At 65.6% G+C, this 20,456-nt stretch carries 14 protein-coding genes; 6 read left to right on the plus strand and 8 right to left on the minus strand.

Going from position 1 to position 20,456, the window contains the following annotated elements; genetic code table 11:
• Nucleotides 1–424: 424 nt before the first annotated feature.
• The 4 genes from ASG03_RS01710 (at nt 425) to ASG03_RS21270 (ending at nt 3,418) form a co-directional block, all read left to right on the plus strand.
• A complete protein-coding gene (locus ASG03_RS01710; RefSeq protein ID WP_062691801.1) occupies nt 425–1,723 on the plus strand; it encodes an Hsp70 family protein in 1,299 nt (432 codons plus the stop codon).
• Between the two features lie 77 nt (nt 1,724–1,800).
• Nucleotides 1,801–2,751 (plus strand): uracil-DNA glycosylase, encoded by a 951-nt coding sequence (locus tag ASG03_RS01715; protein ID WP_062691802.1) that lies wholly within the window; start codon nt 1,801–1,803, stop codon nt 2,749–2,751.
• A 230-nt stretch (nt 2,752–2,981) separates the two neighbouring features.
• Nucleotides 2,982–3,158: a hypothetical protein gene (locus ASG03_RS21730; RefSeq protein ID WP_164490742.1), complete on the plus strand. Its 177-nt coding sequence runs from the start codon at nt 2,982–2,984 to the stop codon at nt 3,156–3,158.
• A 119-nt stretch (nt 3,159–3,277) separates the two neighbouring features.
• A complete protein-coding gene (locus tag ASG03_RS21270; protein WP_156381692.1) occupies nt 3,278–3,418 on the plus strand; it encodes a hypothetical protein in 141 nt (46 codons plus the stop codon).
• 198 nt (nt 3,419–3,616) lie between these two features.
• Here ASG03_RS21270 and ASG03_RS01720 read toward each other — a convergent pair whose 3' ends face one another.
• Entirely contained in the window at nt 3,617–4,555 is a 939-nt protein-coding gene (locus tag ASG03_RS01720; RefSeq protein ID WP_062469203.1) for a DMT family transporter, read from the minus strand.
• 384 nt (nt 4,556–4,939) lie between these two features.
• Here ASG03_RS01720 and pepN point away from each other — a divergent pair, with 384 nt between their 5' ends.
• Together pepN and ASG03_RS01730 are read left to right on the plus strand one after the other, a co-directional pair.
• On the plus strand, nt 4,940–7,588 hold the full coding sequence (gene pepN, locus ASG03_RS01725) for an aminopeptidase N (RefSeq protein ID WP_062469206.1): 2,649 nt from the start codon (nt 4,940–4,942) through the stop codon (nt 7,586–7,588).
• 216 nt (nt 7,589–7,804) lie between these two features.
• Nucleotides 7,805–10,123, plus strand: a complete 2,319-nt coding sequence (locus tag ASG03_RS01730) for a PAS domain-containing sensor histidine kinase (protein ID WP_156381693.1) — start codon at nt 7,805–7,807, stop codon at nt 10,121–10,123.
• Between the two features lie 97 nt (nt 10,124–10,220).
• Here the strand turns inward: ASG03_RS01730 and ASG03_RS01735 are convergent, their stop codons facing one another.
• From ASG03_RS01735 to ccmE, 7 genes are all read right to left on the minus strand, one after another.
• Nucleotides 10,221–13,211 (minus strand): bifunctional [glutamine synthetase] adenylyltransferase/[glutamine synthetase]-adenylyl-L-tyrosine phosphorylase, encoded by a 2,991-nt coding sequence (locus ASG03_RS01735; protein WP_082475489.1) that lies wholly within the window; start codon nt 13,209–13,211, stop codon nt 10,221–10,223.
• 95 nt (nt 13,212–13,306) lie between these two features.
• A complete protein-coding gene (locus ASG03_RS01740; RefSeq protein ID WP_062691804.1) occupies nt 13,307–14,719 on the minus strand; it encodes a sensor histidine kinase in 1,413 nt (470 codons plus the stop codon).
• Complete coding sequence (locus ASG03_RS01745; protein ID WP_156379841.1) at nt 14,716–15,429, minus strand: response regulator transcription factor; 714 nt, start codon at nt 15,427–15,429, stop codon at nt 14,716–14,718. The genes ASG03_RS01740 and ASG03_RS01745 overlap by 4 nt, the downstream gene beginning before the upstream one ends.
• 189 nt (nt 15,430–15,618) lie before the next feature.
• Nucleotides 15,619–17,196 carry a Do family serine endopeptidase gene (locus ASG03_RS01750; RefSeq protein ID WP_062691806.1) on the minus strand — a complete coding sequence of 526 codons (1,578 nt, stop codon included), beginning with the start codon at nt 17,194–17,196 and terminating at the stop codon, nt 15,619–15,621.
• 274 nt (nt 17,197–17,470) lie between these two features.
• On the minus strand, nt 17,471–17,872 hold the full coding sequence (locus tag ASG03_RS01755; RefSeq protein WP_244475176.1) for a cytochrome c-type biogenesis protein: 402 nt from the start codon (nt 17,870–17,872) through the stop codon (nt 17,471–17,473).
• Between the two features lie 116 nt (nt 17,873–17,988).
• The gene (locus ASG03_RS01760; RefSeq protein ID WP_062691810.1) at nt 17,989–19,977 is read right to left on the minus strand and encodes a heme lyase CcmF/NrfE family subunit; all 1,989 of its coding nucleotides are present in this window, start codon (nt 19,975–19,977) and stop codon (nt 17,989–17,991) included.
• Complete coding sequence (gene ccmE, locus ASG03_RS01765) at nt 19,974–20,423, minus strand: cytochrome c maturation protein CcmE (protein ID WP_062469227.1); 450 nt, start codon at nt 20,421–20,423, stop codon at nt 19,974–19,976. Before ccmE ends, ASG03_RS01760 begins: the two co-directional genes overlap by 4 nt.
• Between the last annotated feature and the right edge of the window lie 33 nt (nt 20,424–20,456).

Below are 20,456 nucleotides of genomic sequence, written 5' to 3' on the forward strand. Positions count from 1 at the left end.
ATCACCCCGCCTCCCAGCGACTGCTACCGGACCCGTCTTCATCGGTTCGTCATGTCAAATCCGCGCAGGCTTGTCGAGCCGATGTGCGCCATCGACCGTGCCGATCCGGTCATTCGTTCCTGTTTTTCACGCGCACTGGTTTTTCTTACGCGCTCGTTTTTCTCCGGCGCTTGTTTTCCACGCACTCTTGTTTTTCCCGGCAGCCCATGCGAGGGAGCGCCCTTCCCGAAGCCGCCACCGGCGACAGTCCATTTCGCAGGGCCCTCCTCACCGGAGGGTCTCATCGCAAGACCCTCATCGTGAGGCCCGTCTGCCGGGCCGGCCGATGTCGGTACCGCACGGCCCGCAACCCATCGCCATCCCGGCGCCCGAACCCTCGGCGCGATGGCGTCGCGTCGCGGCCATCCGCACCAGGAGACAGACCATGACCCCGTCGCTCGGCTTCGACTTCGGCACCACCAACTCCGTCCTCGCGACCGTCGGCAGCGACGGCACACAGGCGATCGCATTCGACAGCCCCGCCGGACGCTTCGACACGATGCGCACCGCGCTCTCCTTCATGAAGCACCCGAACCTCGGCGCGCAGGCCCTGCAGATCGAGGCGGGACAGGCCGCCATCCGCACCTTCATCGACAATCCCGGCGACGCGCGCTTCCTCCAGTCGATCAAGACCTTTGCCGCGAGCCCGCTGTTCCAGGGCACGCTGATCTTTGCACGCCGCAACGGGTTCGAGGATCTGATGCGCGCGTTCGTCGAGCGCCTGAAGGATTATGCCGGTGCCGCGTGGCCGGTCGAAGACACCCGCATCGTCGTCGGGCGCCCGGTGCGCTATGCCGGGGCGAACCCGGACGACAACCTGGCGCTGGAACGCTACCAGACGGCGCTCGGCACCTTCGGCTTCTCCGACATCCGCTATGTCTACGAGCCGGTGGCCGCCGCGTTCTACTTTGCCCAGACGCTGAAGCTGGATGCGACGGTGCTGGTTGCCGACTTCGGCGGCGGCACCACCGACTATTCGCTGATCCGCTTCGAGACCCGGGCGGGCGTGCTGTCGGCGACGCCGATCGGCCATTCCGGCGTCGGCGTGGCAGGCGATCATTTCGACTTCCGCATCATCGACAACCTCGTGTCGCCGCTGATCGGCAAGGGCACGCAGTTCCGGTCCTTCGACAAGGTGCTCGACGTGCCCTCTGGCTACTACGCCAATTTCGGGCGCTGGAACCAGCTCTCGATCTTCAAGACGCTCAAGGACTTCGCCGACCTGAAGCAACTCGTCCGCGCCTCGCTGGAGCCGGAAAAGCTCGAGGCCTTCGTCGACCTGATCGAACATGACGAGGGCTATCCGCTCTACCAGGCGGTCTCGGCGACCAAGATGCGGCTTTCCTCCGAGGACGAGACCGAATTCCACTTCGCGCCGCTTGGCGAACGCAGCCGCAAGATCGTGCGTCGCGCCGATTTCGAACAGTGGATCGCCCCGGAGCTTAGCCGCATCGAGACGGCGCTGGACGAGGTGCTGGACAAGACGAACACGCCCGCCACAGCGGTGGACAAGGTGTTCCTGACGGGCGGCACGTCCTTCGTTCCTGCCGTGCGGCGGATGTTCGAACGCCGCTTCGACGCCGGGAGAATCGAGAGCGGCGGCGAGCTTCTCTCCATCGCTCACGGCCTTGCCCTCATCGGCGCCCGCGACGACATCGATCTGTGGACGGCGGACGGAAACTGAGCCTTCGCGCGTGACGCGACGGCCTTTGCGCCAATTGCCGCTTTCCTGCGTGGCGGCGCTTCTGTAAACCTTGTCCCATGACCTCCCCCATTGAGACACGGGATTCCGACGGACCGACCCTGGATGCGATGACGCCGCACGAGCTTGCGGCGCTTCTGTCGTTCCATGCGGATTGCGGCGTGGAATGGCTTCTCGAGGACGATCCGATCGACCGGATCGCCGCCTTTGCCGAAAGCCAGGCGACACGCGATCGGGCGGGATCGAGCGTCGGCGGCGAGGCTCTGCGGAATTCGCAGGGCTCGAGGGGAGCCGCGCCCAAAAATGAGGCGACCAGCCGCGCGCCATCTTCCGCTTCGCAGACGCGGCAGACAGGTGGACCATCCGAGGCTGCACCGCGCCCCGTATCGACGCGGGTTGCCATACCCGACGAGCAGGCGGTCGCCGAGGCGCGGATTGCCGCAGGTTCGGCTCAGACGCTCGCCGATCTCAAGCTGGCGCTCGACGGTTTTACCGGCTGCAACCTGCGCAACAGCGCCCGCAATCTGGTGTTCGCCGAAGGGGATCCGGCGTCCGGACTGATGATCGTCGGTCCGGGACCCAACGGCGACGACGATCGCGAGGGACGGCCCTTTGCCGGGCGCCAGGGGGATCTCCTCGACAAGATGCTGGCGGCTATCGGCCTCGACCGGTCGGGCGTGCTCATCACCAATGTCATCCCCTGGCGGCCGCCGGGCAACCGCATGCCGTCCGCGCGCGAGCTGGAGATCTGCCGGCCCTTCCTCGACCGCCAGTTCGCGCTCGCCAAGCCGCGCCGGGTTCTGGTCCTCGGCAATTTCGCAGCGCGATTCTTCTTCGGCGGCAGCGATACGATCCACGAAATGCGGGGTGACTGGCGGACCATCACCACCGGCGGCGAGACCTTTCGGGCATTGGCCACGCTGCATCCGCAGGACCTGATGTCGGCACCGATCTGCAAGCGCCTCGCCTGGCAGGATCTGCAGATGTTCACAGCCCCGGATGCCGACTGAGAGAGCGGGGCTGCCGCCGCGCGCCGCGCTTTTGCCTTTCGTGCGTCCGCCGTGGGTCTGCCGGTCATCCGCGATATTGCCCACATCTGCCATTCCTAAAGAAAATGTGAATGCTAGCCGGAAAAAGCCATGCAAGTTGCGCATGGCAGCAACCCGCCTTCACGGCTTGTGAAACGCATGCTGCAGCGCAATATAGCATCACGGGAGGAACGGAATTTAAGGAACTGACAATGAACACCCGTCCGCGTCCCCTGCATTGCGGCTTTGAAACGCTCCGCCGCAGCGGCTCTGCCCTCCGCACGCCGTTCAACGGCTTCGGTTCGGCCGCCAACGAACAGATGACGGCCGCCGGCTATGCCCGCGCTGTCCGTCCTGCCACGATCTACGCCGAATTCATCCAGCGCTAAGCGGTTCGGCGATGCCGCCGGTCTGAAGGCCGTCTCCGGTCTTCTTGGCCTGATCGCCGGGCCAAACGATGAACGAATGCCGATCCGGACGATCTCCGGAAAATACTCAAGGACTTCCCATGGCCATCCGCGCGCTGAACGCTTTCTTTTCCGACATCCGGATCGCCGTGCGTGCGTCTGAGACCTTTTCGGACCTCAGCCGCGATGCACGCGCGTCGTCGGACATGAACCGCGGGGCATTCGGCCTGCTGCCGCGCTGATCTGCCGGACTGTACAGCCCAATCCTTTGCCGCAGGCGACAGCCCGAGCGGGCGACCGGGGTCGCAATCGCTGTCATGTCGTAAGGCGTCAGCGCCTCTTTGTCCGGCCGATGGCCGAGCGCGCCTGAGCCATTGCCTTCGGCATGTGACCGTTCTTACTCCCCACCTCTTTCAGTCTCTCGCTCTCTTCGAAGCGCCTCAGCCCTGCGGCGTCACGAGCTTGCGTGCGGCCTTCCGCTCGAGGCCCAGCCGATGCTCGCGCAGGATGATGAAGATGCCGGCGCTGATGACGATGGCGGTGCCGATCAGCATGGTGACGGTGGGCACGTCGTCGAACAGCCAGTAGCCGATCACCAGGCCGAGCACGATCGACGTGTATTCGAACGGTGCGATGGTCGACATGTCGGCATGACGATAGCTCTGCGTCAGCAGCAGCTGCGCGACGCCGCCGCAGAATCCCGCCGCCATGAGAAAGAGAAAGGCGCGCCAGCTGAGCGGCTCCCATCCGAAGGGCAAGGTCAGCAGCGAGAAGAGCGAGGCGGAAAGCGAGAAATAGAGGACGATCGTATGCGTCCGCTCGTTCATCACCAGCTTGCGCACCAGCACCATTGCCGTTGCGCCGAGCGCGGCCGAAATCAGCACCGCAAGCGCGCCATAGGCCGCGCCGGCATCGCCGCCGCCGCCGGCAAAAAGCGTCAGCCGCGGATAGGTGATGATCATCACGCCGAGCAGGCCGACGATGACGGCCGACCAGCGATAGACGCGCACGACCTCCTTCAGGAACACGGCGGCAAAAAGGACGGCCAGCAGCGGCATGGCATAGCCGATGGCGATCGCCTCCGGCAGGGGCAGATGCGTGAGCCCGTAGAAGCCGCAGCTCATGGCGAGAATGCCGATGAAGCCGCGGACGAGATGGCCGAAGGGATCGCGCGTCTTGAAGGCCGTGCCGAGATCGCCCTTGATGGCGAGATAACCAAGGATCGGCACCATGGCAAACGCCGAGCGGTAGAAGGTGATCTGGCCTGTGGCGATGCCGGCGCCCGCCGACTTGATGAAGGTCGACATCGCCACGAAAACGAGAACGGAAGACACTTTAAGAGCAATACCCAGAAGTGGGTTGGGCTCGTCGCGATCCATAAGATCGGTCCTGCATGCACGAGGAGGGAAAAGCAGCCGGAGGCGGCGCGGAGAATCGCAAGCCTACTGCATAAATCCGGAAACCGGAATCGGCTTGGCCGGAAAGTTGCAGATATCTGCAAGGCCCTTACCCGGATCGATCCGGGAACCCTTTGTCACTCTGCCGCCACCGCCCATGCCGCCATGCCGGCCCGCCAAAGGTGGACCGCGGAGCGCGCATCCGCCCAGAAATAGCGATTCGAAAAGGATGAAGTCCGCCGGAAAATGGCTTATTGCTTAAAATCTTGTTAGGCCGAAGCGCGTAATTGTTCAGGTCTTTGATCGGCACTGGCCCTCGCACCCTTGCGAACGGCGTCTCAGGCTGCCTCGGGAGCAAAACGACACATGCGGACGGACACAGGCCAGATTATCCACCTCGAAGACTATCAACCGACGGATTTTGTGCTTGAACGCGTCGATCTGACGTTCGAACTGGATCCGCTGGAAACAAAGGTCGAAGCCCGTCTGATCTTCCACCGCCGCGAGGGCGTCGCCGCCGATCGGCCGCTGGTGCTGGATGGCGACGAACTGAAGATGACCGGTCTGCTTCTGGATCAGGAGCCGATCGCGGCGGACGACTATACCGAGACCGCGGAGACGCTGACCATTCGCGGCCTGCCCGAGAGCACGCCCTTCGAAATCACCGTGACGACCGAGCTTTCGCCGCTGACCAACACCAAACTGATGGGCCTCTACCGGACGAACGACGTCTATTGCACGCAGTGCGAGGCCGAAGGTTTCCGCCGCATCACCTTCTTCCCCGACAGGCCCGACGTTCTCGCCGTCTACACGGTCAACATCATTGCCGACAAGGCGACCGTGCCGCTGCTGCTGTCGAACGGCAACTTCCTCGGCGGCGCGGGCATGGGCGACGGACGCCACTTCGCCGCCTGGTTCGATCCGCATCCCAAGCCGAGCTATCTCTTCGCACTGGTCGCCGGCGATCTCGGCGTGATCGAGGACAGCTTCACCACGATGTCCGGCCGCGAGGTCGTCCTGAAGATCTATGTCGAGCATGGCAAGGAGCCGCGCGCGGCCTATGCCATGGATGCGCTGAAACGCTCCATGCGCTGGGACGAGGAGGCGTTCGGCCGCGAATACGATCTCGATATCTTCATGATCGTCGCGGTGTCCGATTTCAACATGGGCGCCATGGAGAACAAGGGCCTCAACGTCTTCAACGACAAATACGTGCTGGCCGATCCGGAAACCGCCACCGACCAGGATTATGCCAACATCGAGGCGATCATCGCCCATGAATATTTCCACAACTGGACCGGCAACCGCATCACCTGCCGCGACTGGTTCCAGCTCTGCCTGAAGGAAGGCCTGACGGTCTATCGCGATCACCAGTTCTCTGCCGATCAGCGTTCGCGCGCGGTCAAGCGCATCGCGGAAGTGCGCCACCTCAAGGCCGAGCAGTTTCCGGAAGATGGCGGTCCGCTGGCCCATCCGGTCCGGCCGACGCGCTACCGCGAGATCAACAATTTCTACACGACAACCGTCTACGAGAAGGGGTCCGAGGTTACCGGCATGATCGCGACCCTGCTCGGGCCCGATCTCTTCAAGGCCGGCATGGACCTCTATTTCGAGCGTCATGACGGCGAGGCCGTGACCATCGAGGATTTCGTGCGCGCGTTCGAGGATGCGAGCGGCCGGGACCTTTCCCAGTTCGCGCTCTGGTACCACCAGGCGGGCACGCCGCTCGTCAGCGCCTCGGGCACCTATGATGCCGCCCGGCAGACCTTCACGCTGGCGCTCGAGCAGACCGTGCCGCCCACGCCGGGACAGAGCACCAAGCAGCCGATGCACATCCCGCTGCGCTTTGCGCTGATCTCGGAAGACGGCTCGCTGGCGCAGGCGTCGAGCGTTTCGGGTGCCGAGATCACCGGCGACGTGCTGCATCTCGTCGAGCGCAGCCAGACCGTGACGTTCGAGGGAATCGCCTCGCGTCCCGTCGTCTCGCTCAACCGCGGCTTCTCCGCCCCGATCAACCTGCATTTCGAAAAGTCCGCCGCCGACCGCACCCATATCGCCCGGTTCGAGACGGATCTGTTCGCACGCTGGCAGGCGCTGAACGATATGGCGCTCGATGCGCTGGTCGCCGCGACCGAAAGCGTCCGCACCGGCAAGCCGGTCGACTGCGATCCGTCGCTGGTCGACGCGCTGATGGCGACCGTTTCGGGCGATACTCTCGAGCCCGCCTTCCGGGCCCAGGCTCTGGCGCTGCCGAGCGAGTCGGATATTGCGCGGGAGATCGGCCGGGACAACGATCCGGACGCCATTTTCGCGGCCCGTCGTGCGATCATGACGGCGATCGCGGTTGCGGGCCGGGAGACGCTGGCCCACCTGTTTGACACGCTGGGCGCGTCGGGGCCGTTTTCGCCGGATGCCGGCAGCGCCGGCCGCAGGGCCCTGCGCAACGGCGCACTGTCCTATCTCGTGCTCGCCGAAAACACGCCGGCGAGAGCCGTCGAGGCGTTCGCGGCAGCCGACAACATGACCGATCTCAGCCAGGCGCTGACCATCCTCGTGCACCGCTTCCCCGAGACGCCGGACGCCGACAAGGCGCTCGACAGCTTCCGGACGCGCTTTGCCGACAATGCGCTCGTGCTCGACAAGTGGTTCACCGTGCAGGCGACCATTCCCGGCGCGGCGACGCTGGAGCGCGTGGAGGCCCTGATGGCGCATCCGCTGTTCAACGGGCTCAATCCGAACCGCGTCCGCGCGCTCGTCGGCACCTTCGCCTTTTCCAATCCCACGGGTTTCAACCGGGCGGACGGCAAGGGCTTCCGGTTCCTCGCCCGCCAGATCCTCGAGATCGATCCGCGCAATCCGCAACTCGCCGCGCGCCTCCTCACCGCCATGCGGTCCTGGCGTTCGCTCGAAGCAGGGCGCGCCGAACAGGCCCGCGCGGCGCTCGGCGAGATTGCAGCTGGCGCGAAGCTTTCGCCGGATGTGAGAGACATCGTCGACCGCACGCTCAACGGCTGAGCTCGGGGATCGGCGCACAGGAAATATGTGATTCTGATCAACGACTTACGTCAAAAACCGAATTCGCGGCGCGGCAAGCTGCGAATTCGTACCGGTGAGAAGTGGTTAACCTCTCGTTAGCCTTTTCGCTGGACAAGAAGATTCTGAATTGATTCATTGAGCCAGATTCGGGCGAGCGGCGCGTCGAATCACACGAGGTTCAAAGAATTGACGAAGATGGCGGAAGCGCAGCAGATGCACGCGGCCGGGGAACGGCTGCGTCCAAGATTCCCGGGCTTTGCGAGCCTTGAGCAGGTTTTCCTGCGGCATGTGCGCGGGCTTGCCGCGCCGGCCTCGATCCGGCTGAACAAGGCGGAGCCGCTTCTCAAGCGCTCCATTCCCGTTCTCATCACGGCCTTCCTCATCGTCGTCGCCACTTCCCGCATCAGCGGCATCGTCAACGAATATGCCCGAATGGAAAACAGCGCCCGCCAGAACACGGTGATGGCGGCAACCGCGGCGGAAGCCGTCCTCGCCCCGCAGGCGCACCTGCTCTTCGACCAAGCGCAGCGGGCACCGGTCGAGCAGGCGCTCAACGACCTCCTCACGCCGGACATGCTGGAGCCCGGCGCCTTCGCGCTCGGCGTTCGCAACGACGGCCGGATCTTTGCCGCCTCGTCGGACGGCAAGCCCTTCACGGGACGCGCACTGTCGGCGATCTCGCCCGAAATCGCCGCCTTCCAGTATTTCGGCGAACGCTCGACCGTCATGCATGCCTTCATCGGCGGAGACGAATATGTCGTGGCGCTGATGCAGGTGGCCGACAAGGCGGGCACGCTGATGGTGGCGACGCCGCTTGCCCACATGGACGGGCTCTGGCGCGACGAAGTCTCGCTCAACGTCACGCTGTTTGCCGGCATTTCGGCGATTTTGCTGATCGTCCTCTACGCCTATTACATCCAGGCCAAGCGCGCGCGCGACGCCGACCAGATCTTCGCCGAGTCCAATCTGCGCGTCGAGACCGCGCTGTCGCGCGGTCGGTGCGGCCTGTGGGATTTCGACATGCCCAACCGGCGCCTCTTCTGGTCGCGCTCGATGTACGAGATGCTCGGCATGACGCCGCAGGGCAGCGTCCTCTCGTTCGGCGATGCCGCGCGGCTGATGCATCCCGACGACACCGGCCTCTACAAGGTCGCGCGCTCGATCGCCCGCGGCGACATCCGCCACATCGACCATGTGTTCCGCATGCGCCATGCCGACGGACATTATGTCTGGCTGCGAGCCCGCGCGCAGGTGATCCGCACCAGCGGCGACCGCGTCCACCTCATCGGCATCGCCATGGACGTCACCGAGCAGCATCGCCTCGCCCAGCGCTATGCCGAAGCCGACCAGCGGCTTGCGGACGCCATCGAGTGCACATCCGAAGCGTTCGTGCTCTGGGACAAGAACGATCGCCTGGTCATGTGCAACACGCATTACCAGCAGGCCTATCAGCTTCCCGACAGCGTGCTCGTGCCCGGCACCGAGCGTTCGGCCGTCAACGCCGCCTCCGCCCGCCCGATCATCGAGCGCCGGATCGCCGATCCGGATCGCGCCAATCATTCCTCGACGTCGGAGGTGCAACTGGCCGACCAGCGCTGGCTGCAGATCAACGATCGCCGCACGCGCGACGGCGGCCTCGTGTCCGTCGGCACCGACATCACGCTCCTGAAGCGGCATCAGGTCCGTCTGCGCGAGTCCGAGCGCCGGCTGATGGCGACCATCGGCGACCTTTCGACATCGCGCATGACGCTGGAGCACCAGAAGTCGGAACTCTCCATCGCCAATGCCAACTACCTCGCGGAAAAGCAGCGCGCGGAAGCCGCCAACCGGGCAAAGTCCGAATTCCTCGCGAACATGTCGCACGAGCTGCGCACGCCGCTGAACGCGATTCTCGGCTTTTCCGAGATCCTCAAGAACCGGATGTTCGGGCCGCTGGGGTCCGACAAATACGGCGAATACGCGCTCGACATCCATGACAGCGGCAAGCACCTCCTCAACGTCATCAACGATATCCTCGACATGTCGAAGATCGAGGCCGGGCAGATGCGGATCGACCGCGAGCGCATCGATCTCGCGCCGCTGATCGAGGAAACGCTGCGGCTGACCACCGTTCCGGCCACGCAGAAGAATATCAGCGTCATGCATCAGGTCTCTTCGGGTCTGACCATGGTCGCGGACCGCCGGGCGATGAAGCAGGTGCTGCTCAATCTTCTGTCGAATGCCGTGAAGTTTACCAATGACGGCGGCCGGATCTCGCTGCGCGCCCGCAAGGTGTCCGGGGCGGTCATGCTGACCATTGCCGATACGGGCATCGGCATCCCGCGCTCGGCCATGCGCAAGATCGGCCTCCCGTTCGAACAGGTTCAGAGCCAGTACGCCAAGAGCAAGGGCGGCTCGGGCCTCGGACTTGCCATCTCCCGCTCGCTGACCACGCTCCACGGCGGCCGTATGAAGATTCACTCGGCCGAGAACGTCGGCACGATCATCTCGGTGCGCATCCCCGATTCAGTCTAATGCATGTCGCCCGAAAACGGGCAGCGGCTTCGGGAAACGACAGGCATCCAGACAGGACCTTAAAGCGCGTTATGTGAACCTTTTCACGCAACGCGCTTCAGGACCGCGCGGACTCGGACCCTCGTCCGGCGACGAGCGCGAGAAAGATGCGGCGCACGGCCTTCGTCAGCCGCCGCAGTTCGCCTTCGAGAACCTTGATGTCGGGGACATCCCCTGCCCGGCACAGCCGCTCGATCAGGCCGGCCGGCGCCTGGTGCGGGTCGAACGGCCCGTCGATGCAGAGGCGGATGATCTGTGACAGATCCGTCATCAGCGCGAGCGCCTGCCGCAGCAGCGTGAGATCGGAGTCCGGCAGGACGCCCGGGCCCAACTGTTCCAGAACCTCCATCGTCGACAGGCCGCTCGTGGGCAAGGCCTGCCCCTCGGCGGAGGCCAGTAGGAACATCGTCTGGGCGGCGAACTCGATGTCCACGAGGCCGCCCGGAACAAGCTTCAGATCCCAGGCATTTTCCGGCGGTTTTTCCTGTTCGACCAGCGCGCGCATCTCGCGCACATCCTTTCGAACGGTCTCCGCGTCGCTCGGCTCGGCAATCACCGCCTGGATCGCCTCGGCCGTCCTCTGCATCATGTCCGCATCGCCCGCGATCGGGCGGGCACGGGTCAGGGCCATGTGCTCCCAGGTCCAGGCATCCTCACGCTGATACTTGACGAAGGCCGGCAGGCGGGTGGCGACCGGCCCCTTGTTGCCGGACGGCCGCAGCCGCATGTCGACCTCGTACAGCACGCCCTCGGCCGTAGGGGCCGACAGCGCGGCGATCAGCCGCTGCGTCAGGCGGGCGTGATAGCGCGCGGCATCGAGCGGGCGCGGCCCGTCGGAATCCGCCGCATCGCCATCATGGTCGTAGATCAGGATCAGGTCGATGTCGGAGCCCGCCGTCAGCTCGCGACTGCCGGCCTTTCCCATCGCGACGAGCGCAACGCGGCCACGGGCGATCTCGCCATGGGCCGCGGCAATTTCATGGCGCACGGCACGGAAGGTCGCGGCGACGACGATCTCGGCAAGGTCGGTCAGGGCCCTGCCCGTGGCCGGCCCGTCGATCACACCGGTCAGAAGCCGGATTCCGATCAGGAAGCGTTGCTCGGATGCGAAGATGCGCAGGCGATCCAGCCGGTCTTCGTAGTGACGCGCGGTCGAGAGGAAGTCGTCCAGCCGTCCGGCCAGATCGTCCCGCTCCGGCATCTCGTTCAGCACCCGCCGATCGAGCATGCCGTCGAAGACGTGCGGCTTGGCGGCGATGATATCGGCAAGGCGCGGCGCCGCCGACATGATGGTGACGATGAGGGACAGAAGCGCCGGGTTGTTGCCGAGCAGCGAAAACAGCTGGATGCCGGCCGGAAGCTTGGCGAGAAAGGCATCGAAGCGCAGCAGCGCCTCGTCGGCGCGCCGGCTTTCGCCGAACACCGTCAGAAGCCGCGGCGTCAGCTCGGTCAGCCGCTCGCGCGCCTCGACGGACTGGGTCGCCCGGTAGCGGCCATTGTGCCAGGTGCGCATCACGCGGGCGATGTCCTGCGGCCGCTCGAAACCGAGGCCGCGGATGGTCTCCAGCGTGTCGGGGTCGTCCTTCTGGCCGGTGAAAACGAGATTGCCGAGCTCCGAGGACAGCTCGGCCTCACGCTCGAACAGCTGGACATAGCGGCGCTCGACGGTGCGCATCGCCGCGGACAGGCTGTCGCCGAAGGTCCGGGTGTCGGCGAAGCCGGACATCAGCGCAATGCGTTTCAGCTCGGCCTCCGCGGTTGGCAGCGTGTGGCTCTGCTCGTCGCGAACCATCTGGATGCGATGCTCGACATCGCGCAGGAACCAGTAGGCCTGTGTCAGCTCGTCGCGCGTACGCGCATCGATCCAGCCGGCCTCCGCCAGCGCCGCCAGCATCGCCTCCGTTTCGCGTCCCCGCAGGGCGGCGGAACGTCCACCGGCGATCAGCTGCTGCGTCTGCACGAAGAATTCGATCTCGCGGATGCCGCCCCGACCGAGCTTGACGTTGTGCCCCTTGACCGCGATCTCGCCATGCCCCTTGTGCGCATGGATCTGTCGCTTGATCGAGTGGATGTCCGCAATCGCCGCGTAGTCGAGATACTTTCGGAAGACGAACGGCCGGAGCGCCTTCAGGAACCGCTCGCCCGCCTCCAGGTCGCCGGCGACGGGTTGGGCCTTGATATAGGCCGCCCGCTCCCAGTTCTGCCCGCGCCCTTCATAGTAGATCAGGGCGGCCTCGACGGGAATGGCAAGCGGCGTCGCGCCCGGGTCGGGCCGCAGGCGCAGGTCGGTGCGGAACACGTAACCGTCGCCCGTGCGCTCCTGCAGGATCCGCACCAGCCGGCGCAGCAACCGCGCGAAGATGTCCGAGGCATCGAGGAGATCGGCAAAACCGAGCGCGTCCGGTTCGTAGAACACCACGAGATCGATGTCGGAGGAATAGTTGAGCTCGCCGGCACCGAGCTTGCCCATGCCGAGGACGATGACGCCGGAGCCTTCGCTCGGATGGTCCTCGTCGCCAAGCCGGATCTTGCCGCTGCGATGCGCGCCCACGAGCAGGTGGTCGATGGTGGCGGACGTGGCGGCAGCGGCGAACCGGCTCAACAGCTGCGCGCTGCTGCGCGCGTCCGTCAGCCGCGCGAGGTCATGGAGCGCGAGCGCGAACGCGGTTGTTCGCTTGGCTCTCCGCAACCGCTCCATCAGCACGGTGTCGCTGAGATCGGCGCCGCGCCAGCTCTCGCGCGCCTCGGCGATCGCGCTCTCGACAAGCGGACCCAGCGGCTGGTCGATCGCCCGCCAGAGCAGGGGCGGATGGGCCACCGCGATATCGCGCAGATAGGGCGACAGGGAAAAGGCCGCGACAAGGAAATCGCGCAGCGCCGGGGCTGCGTCGAGAAGCGGCTGAAGCTGCGGCTCGGCCTTTGCCATCGCCTTGAGGTCGGCCGCGACGCTGCGCGCCTCCGTCTGGCTGATCGGCTTCAGCACGCTTGTCTGAAGCGCTGCCAGCCGTGCCGGCATCTCCTGCCCCGTCGTCGAACCGTCCGATGTCATGAAACCTCCCGATCACGACGTTTTCGCCATGTCTTACAGCATCTCTGCGCCGATCGTGCATCGGTTTCGTGCAAAAGGCTGGACAGACGAGAATGTCAGGTCGGGCTCTGCGGGAAGATCATGTCGACCGTCAGGCCCTTGGCGCCGGTGGCCTCCGGCATCGTGCTGCGCAAGGCCAGGCTGCCGTGGTGCAATTCCATCACGGCCTCTACCAGGGACAGGCCAAGGCCCGTTCCCGGCTTCGACCGGCTCTGGTCGAGCCGCACGAACCGCTGAACCACCACGTCGCGCTTGTCGTCGGGAACGCCGGGCCCGAAATCCGCGACCGAGACGACGACGCCACCACCATCGCGCCGCGAAAGCCGCACGAGGATGCGCGCGTCCTTGGCGCCCTCGGAATATTTGACGGCATTGTCGATGAGGTTGCCGAGCGCCTGCCCGATCAGCTCGCGGTTTCCGGTGACGGAAATGCCGGGCGTGATCTCGGCTTCGAGCGCCAGCGCATGCTCGTCCGCCAAGGGCTCGTAGAGCTCGACGCAATCGGCCACGCTCTGCGACAGATCGACATCGCTCATCTCGGCCGCGGACGATCCCGCCTCGACGCGGGAGATCATCAGGAGCGCATTGAACGTGCGGATCAGCTGGTCGGATTCGTTGATGATCTCGTCCAGCGAGCCGCGATAGCCGTCGATGGAGGTATTGTGGGAAAGAGCGGCTTCCGCCTTGTTGCGCAGGCGGGTCAGCGGGGTCTTCAGGTCGTGGGCGATGTTGTCGGACACCTGCCGCAGACCCTCGTTCAGCTTCTCGATGCGGCCGAGCATGGCGTTCAGCGATTCCGACAGGCGATCGAACTCGTCGCCGGAACCGCTCATCGGCAAACGCTGGGACAGATCACCCGCCATGATGCGCGTGCTGGCATCCGACATGCGGTCGATCCGCTTCAAGGCGTTGCGGCCGATGGCAAACCAGATGATGAGGGCGCCGACCCCCATGACCCCCAACGCCACCATCAACGCCTGCCGCACGAGAACGCGGAATTTCTCCGGCTCCTGCAGGTCGCGGCCGACGAGCACGCGCAGGCCGTTGTCCAGGAAGAGCACCTGGGCGAGCGCCACGTGGCGGTCCTTGCGCGTCTCGTCCGTATAGCGCTGATAGGCGAAGGCCTCGTCGGTCCAGCCTTCCTTGTCCAGCAGGCCCGGCTGCAGCGAGGCGACGTTGCCGGCGAGAATCTCCCCTGTCGGACCGGCGATCACGTAGAGGGCAGCACCGGGCTGGCGCGCCCGCCGTTCCAGCGTGCGCAAAAGTCCGTTCACGCCTGCACGCCCGTAGATCGCCTCGATCTGCGAGACTTCGGCGCTGACGGCATCCTTGGTCTGCTGGTCGAGCAGACGCTGCGACATGCCGGTGACGTAGAAGACGAGGAAGGCCGCACAGAGGGAGAACAGCACGAGATAGAGCGCCGACAGCCGCACGGCGGTCGTGCGCATCAGGATGCCGACGCGGCTCATGCCTCGGCGCGCCCTTCGGCCTTGGGCTCGTCCTTGATCATGTAGCCGGCGCCGCGAACGGTCCGCAGCAGCGGCTGGTCGAAGTCCTTCTCGATCTTGGCGCGCAGCCGCGACACATGCACGTCGATGACATTGGTCTGGGGATCGAAATGATAGTCCCAGACATTCTCCAGCAGCATGGTGCGCGTCACCACCTGGCCGGCATTCTTCATCAGATACTCGAGCAGCCGGAACTCGCGGGGCTGCAGCAGCAGCTCCCGGCCCTGGCGCTTGACCGTGTGGGACAGCCGGTCGAGCTCGAGATCGCCGACGCGGTAGATCATATCCTGTTCCGGCGCACCCTTGCGGCGGCCCAGCACCTCGATGCGGGCAAGAAGCTCGTTGAAGGCATAGGGTTTCGGCAGATAGTCGTCGCCGCCGGCGCGCAGGCCCGTCACGCGGTCGTCCACCTGGCCGAGCGCGGAGAGAATGAGGACCGGCGTGTGGATCCCGCGGGCGCGCAGTTCGGTGATGACGGAAATGCCGTCCCGCCGCGGCAGCATGCGGTCGATGACCAGGACGTCGTAGCTGTTCTCGCTCGCCATGAACAAGCCGCTCTCGCCATCGCTTGCATGGTCGCTGACGATGCCGGCCTCGCGGAAGGCCTTGGAGAGATAGGCGGCAGCTTCGAGGTCGTCCTCGACGATCAATATCTTCATATGGCTGACCATAATGCCGGTCCCGTCACTTTCACAATGTTTCCTTGAAAACATCCGGGTTTCCCTGAAAACATCCGGGGTTCCTTGAAACCGTCAGGGTCTCCTCGAAAACATCAGGCTTCGGATGTGGGCTCCTCCAAACGGCAACGCCGCGAAACCTCGTCGATTTCGCGGCGCTGCCTTGCATGTTCGAACGCCGGATCAGCCCTGGTCGATCGGCAGCGCGATGAAGCGGCTGGCATTGTCGGCCTGGATCTGGAACAGCGCCTTGGAGCGACCGTCCTTCTTCGCCTGGCTGATCACCTTCAGGATGTCGTCCGCGGATTTGACTTCCTGATTGTTGACCGAGACGATCTTCTCGCCTTCCTTCAGGCCGCGATCGCTCGCGTCGCTGTCCGGGTCGACCTGCGAGATCGTCACGCCCTGGCCGTCCTCGGACGGCGCAACCGTCACGCCCAGGTCCGCCAGGGCCTTTTCGCTTGCGGGCTGCGAAGGCTCTTCCGGCTGAGCCGGGTCGGCGGCTGCTTCCTGCTTGTCGTCCGGCAGGGTGCCGATGACCAGCTTGACGCTCTGCGACTTGCCGTCGCGCCACAGCGAGACATCCACCGAGCTGCCCGGCTTCATCGCGCCGATCTTGCGGGCGAGTTCGCGCGGTCCCTTGATCGGATCCCCGTCGACCGCCGTCACGACATCGCCCTTCTTGATGCCGGCCTTTTCGCCCGGAGATCCCGGCTGCGGCTCGACCACCAGCGCGCCGCTGGCTTCCGCAAGGCCTAGGCTGTCGGCGATGTCCTTGTTAACGGGCTGGATCTGGACGCCGAGCCAGCCGCGCGACACGCTGCCGTCCTTCATCAGATCCTCGACCACATCCTTGGCCACGGAAGCGGGAATGGCGAAGGCGATGCCGACATTGCCGCCGGAGGGCGAGAAGATCGCCGTGTTGATGCCGACCACCTGGCCTTCAAGGTTGAAGGTCGGGCCGCCGGAATTGCCGCGGTTCACCGCCGCATCCACCTGGAGGTAATCGTCATAGGGGCCGGAGCCGATGTCGCGACCGCGGGCCGAGACGATGCCGGAGGTCACCGTGCCGCCGAGACCGAACGGATTGCCGACCGCCACGACCCAGTCGCCGACGCGGACCTTGCTGTCGTCCGCAAAGCTGACATAGGTGAACTTGCGCTTGTCATCGACCTTGAGCACCGCGAGATCGGTGCGGCTGTCCTTACCGACGAGCTTGGCATCCAGTTCGCTGCCGTCGTTCAGCACGACCGTGAAGGCCGAGCCGTCGCTGACCACGTGGTTGTTGGTGACGAGGTAGCCGTCTTCGGTGATGAAGAAGCCGGAGCCCTGCGAGGTCGGACGCAGGCGGCCTTCGCCCTTGCCATGCGGACCGCGCTCGGCGCGCGGACCGTTCGGACCATGCTGCGGGCCGCCGTTCTGCCCGCCGAACTCGCGGAAGAGGCGCTTCAGCGGATGGTCGTCCGGCAGGTCTTCAAACCCGCGACCGTTGAAGTCGAACGAGAAACCGTTGGAGGCATCTTCCGACACCGGGTTCGCGCGGCTCTGGACGCGAACGGAGACGACGGCCGGGGAAACGGCGTCGACCACGTTGGCAAAGCTGGGAACCTGCTGCGGCGCCGTGATGCGGACGGGCTCTGCAAAGGAATTGGTGATGGCGGCCGGGATGCCCGTCGAGAGCATGACAGCCGCGAGACCGGCGACGCTGGACGTCTTCAGGACGGTCTTGAGGGTGGGGCGGAAAGAACGTGTCGTTGTCATCCTGGTATGCCTTTTCTTCTCTGCTCGGGCTGTGACTGGAGGAAACAGCTGATGACAGTAGAGATAGGCCCGCCCACCTTACGAGGGAATGTCTGGGGCATGAACATTTGGTAATGTTGCCACCGTCGTCCCCTATTGCCGACGGCGATCGAGGGATGGTCGTCTCACAGGCCCGCGGGCCTCGGCGCATACGCGACCGACTGCCTTGACCCGGCATGGGTCGTGGCAATGCCGCGTTCCGAAGCGAGATGTGCTTGCCGACGATGGGATCCCGCTACTTCAGGAGCTGGTCCAGCCGCCCCTCTTCTTCCGCCGACAACGGGTCGGCGACGAGCGGGCGCTGACGGCGGTTGCGGGCGGCGAGCAGCGTGGCCGCGCCGCCGGCAACGAGCAGCATGACGGGCGTGCCCCAGAGAATCAGCGTCTTGCCCTCGAAGCGCGGCTTCAGGAGAACGAACTCGCCATAGCGCGAAACGACATAGTCGATGACGGCCGCGTCGGTCTCGCCGCGGGCCAGCCGTTCGCGCACGATCAGGCGCAGATCCTTGGCAAGCTCGGCATTGCTGTCGTCGATCGACTGGTTCTGGCAGACCATGCAGCGCAGCTGCGCCGACAGCGCCCGCGCCCGCGCCTCGAGCGCCGGATCGGCCAGAACCTCGTCCGGATTGACGGCCATCGCCGGCGGGGCGAGCCCCGCAAACCCGGCCGTCAGGAGCGCGAGCAGACAGGCGACATGCAGCCTTCGCGCCGCCCTTGCGCCCCTCAGCGCTGTCGGGAGCTGCGGCCAGCTCGTCATTCCGCGGCCTCGGCAAGGGGTCTGACCGACTTGCGCACCCGCGACGGCGCACCGATGCGCAGGCGCCGGTCGCTCAGGGACACCACGCCGCCGAGCATCATCAGCACGGCCCCGCCCCAGATGCAGAGGATGAAAGGCTTCCACCAGATCCGCACGACGACGCCGCCGTTTGCCTGGTCGTCGCCGAGCGACACATAGAGCTGGCTTGCGCCGAAGGTCAGGATGCCCGCCTCCGTCGTGGGCATGCGCCGCGCGGTATAGAGGCGACGCGCCGACCAGACATCGTCCACGACGACGCCCGCCCGGCTGACGGTGAAATGCCCGCGCTCCTCGCTGTAGTTCGGCCCCTGCCCGGCCTTCAGACCGTCGAACCGCAGCGCATATCCGCCGGCCTCGGTCGTCTGTCCGGGCGTCATTGCCAGGATATGTTCGCTCTGGAACGCCGTTACGGCGACAATGCCGATGACGGTCACGCCGACGCCGGCATGGGCGAGCGCGGTGCCGAAGCTTGCCCGCGGAAGCCCGGAGAGCCGCCGCCAGGCGATCGCTGGCGACACCTTGCCGAGGCCCGAGCGCAGCACGAGATCGGTCGCCGCGCCGCCGATCATATAGGCGCCGAGCGCGATCCCGAGCAGCGCCAGAACCGGACCGCCACCCTGCGCATAGGCGACGCCCGCGCCGACCACGAGCCCGAAGGCGACGGCGGCAAACAGCCGCTGGCCGGCGGCGAGCAGGTCGCCCCGCTTCCAGGCGAGCAAGGGCCCGAAGGGAACGGCAAACAGCAACGGCAGCATCAGGAGACCGAAGGTCATGTTGAAGAAGGGCGGCCCGACGGAGATCTTGCTCCCGGTCAGGGCCTCGAGCGCCAGCGGATAGAGCGTGCCGGTGAGGACGGTGGCGGCCGCGGTGGTCAGGATGAGATTGTTGAAGACCAGTGCCCCCTCGCGCGAGATCGGCGCGAACAGGCCGCCGGCCTTCAGCCGCGCCGCCCGCAGGGCAAACAGCGCCAGCGAGCCGCCGATGAAGAGGATGAGGATGACGAGAATGAAGATGCCGCGCCGGGGATCGGTCGCAAAGGCGTGCACCGAGGTGAGAACGCCCGAGCGCACGAGAAAGGTGCCGAGCAACGACAGGGAGAAGGTCATCAGCGCGAGCAGCACGGTCCAGATCTTCAGCGCTTCGCGCTTTTCCATGACCAGGGCCGAGTGCAGGAGCGCCGTGCCGGCCAGCCAGGGCATGAAGGAGGCGTTCTCGACCGGATCCCAGAACCACCAGCCGCCCCAGCCGAGCTCGTAATAGGCCCAGTAGGAGCCCATGGCGATGCCGGCCGTGAGAAAGCTCCAGGCGGCGAGCGTCCAGGGCCGCACCCAGCGCGCCCAGGCGGCGTCCAGACGCCCCTCGATCAGGGCCGCCACGGCAAAGGAAAAGCAGACGGAAAAGCCGACATAGCCGAGGTAGAGGAGCGGCGGATGGATGGCGAGGCCGATATCCTGAAGCACCGGGTTCAGGTCCTGCCCCTCGCCCGGCGCCGGCACCAGCCGCGCGAACGGGTTGGACGTGAGCAGCACGAACAGCGCGAAGGCGGTCGCGATCACCGCCTGGATCGACAGGACATGCGCCTTGAGCGTGGCCGGCAGGTTGCCGCCGAAGAAGGCGACGAGCGCCGAAAAGAAGGTGAGGATCAGCATCCAGAGCAGCATGGAGCCCTCGTGATTGCCCCAGACGCCGGAAAACTTGTAGATCAGCGGAATGGCCGAATGCGAATTGGCCCAGACGTTCTCGACGGAAAAATCGGACGTCACATGCGCATGCGTCAATGCGGCAAAGGACAGGGCCACGAGAAGGAAGGTCGCATACGCGGCGGCGGTGCCGCTCGCCATCAGCGCCGTGTCGCGCCGGAAGGCCCCGACCGACGGCAGCGCCGCCTGCAGCAGGCTGGTCGCCAGCGCCAGCACCAACGCATAATGCCCGAGTTCCGCGATCATCGGATCGCCTCCTGCCCGCCGAGCGAGACGCCCTGCGCCTTCAGCCGGTCGGCGACGTCCTTCGGCATATAGGTTTCATCATGCTTGGCCAGCACCGTGTCGGCCACGAACACGCCTTCCTCGTTCATCGCGCCTTCCGCCACCACCCCCTGGCCCTCGCGGAACAGGTCCGGCAGCATGCCCGTGTAGGTGACCGGCACCTTGGCCAGCGTATCGGTGACGGTAAAGGTCACCGTCGTGCCGGCACTCCGCTCGACGGAGCCGGACGCGACGAGGCCACCGAGGCGGATGCGCGTTCCCGGCGCGACATGCGCCTTTTCGAGATCGGCCGGCACGTAGAAATAGGCGACCGCCTGGCTGAAGGCAAAGAGCACGAGCAGCACGGCCATGGTCACGAAGCTGACGCCGCCGGCGATAAGGGCAAGGCGTTTCTGCTTGCGCGACATCCTTTTTGCCGACGACACTGCCGGATCCCTCGT

Source organism: Rhizobium sp. Leaf341 (assembly GCF_001424325.1).
In the GTDB taxonomy this organism is placed as follows: domain Bacteria; phylum Pseudomonadota; class Alphaproteobacteria; order Rhizobiales; family Rhizobiaceae; genus Ferranicluibacter.

What these genes read in the sequence shown, in the direction of transcription:
- ASG03_RS01730 (WP_156381693.1), top strand. Translation starts at nt 7,805, where the DNA reads ATGGCGGAAGCGCAGCAGATGCACGCGGCCGGGGAACGGCTGCGTCCA.
- pepN (WP_062469206.1), top strand. Translation starts at nt 4,940, where the DNA reads ATGCGGACGGACACAGGCCAGATTATCCACCTCGAAGACTATCAACCG.
- ASG03_RS01760 (WP_062691810.1), bottom strand. Translation starts at nt 19,977, where the DNA reads ATGATCGCGGAACTCGGGCATTATGCGTTGGTGCTGGCGCTGGCGACC.
- ccmE (WP_062469227.1), bottom strand. Translation starts at nt 20,423, where the DNA reads ATGTCGCGCAAGCAGAAACGCCTTGCCCTTATCGCCGGCGGCGTCAGC.
- ASG03_RS01740 (WP_062691804.1), bottom strand. Translation starts at nt 14,719, where the DNA reads ATGAGCCGCGTCGGCATCCTGATGCGCACGACCGCCGTGCGGCTGTCG.
- ASG03_RS01710 (WP_062691801.1), top strand. Translation starts at nt 425, where the DNA reads ATGACCCCGTCGCTCGGCTTCGACTTCGGCACCACCAACTCCGTCCTC.
- ASG03_RS21270 (WP_156381692.1), top strand. Translation starts at nt 3,278, where the DNA reads ATGGCCATCCGCGCGCTGAACGCTTTCTTTTCCGACATCCGGATCGCC.
- ASG03_RS01735 (WP_082475489.1), bottom strand. Translation starts at nt 13,211, where the DNA reads ATGACATCGGACGGTTCGACGACGGGGCAGGAGATGCCGGCACGGCTG.
- ASG03_RS01720 (WP_062469203.1), bottom strand. Translation starts at nt 4,555, where the DNA reads ATGGATCGCGACGAGCCCAACCCACTTCTGGGTATTGCTCTTAAAGTG.
- ASG03_RS01755 (WP_244475176.1), bottom strand. Translation starts at nt 17,872, where the DNA reads ATGGCCGTCAATCCGGACGAGGTTCTGGCCGATCCGGCGCTCGAGGCG.
- ASG03_RS01750 (WP_062691806.1), bottom strand. Translation starts at nt 17,196, where the DNA reads ATGACAACGACACGTTCTTTCCGCCCCACCCTCAAGACCGTCCTGAAG.
- ASG03_RS01745 (WP_156379841.1), bottom strand. Translation starts at nt 15,429, where the DNA reads ATGGTCAGCCATATGAAGATATTGATCGTCGAGGACGACCTCGAAGCT.
- ASG03_RS01715 (WP_062691802.1), top strand. Translation starts at nt 1,801, where the DNA reads ATGACCTCCCCCATTGAGACACGGGATTCCGACGGACCGACCCTGGAT.
- ASG03_RS21730 (WP_164490742.1), top strand. Translation starts at nt 2,982, where the DNA reads ATGAACACCCGTCCGCGTCCCCTGCATTGCGGCTTTGAAACGCTCCGC.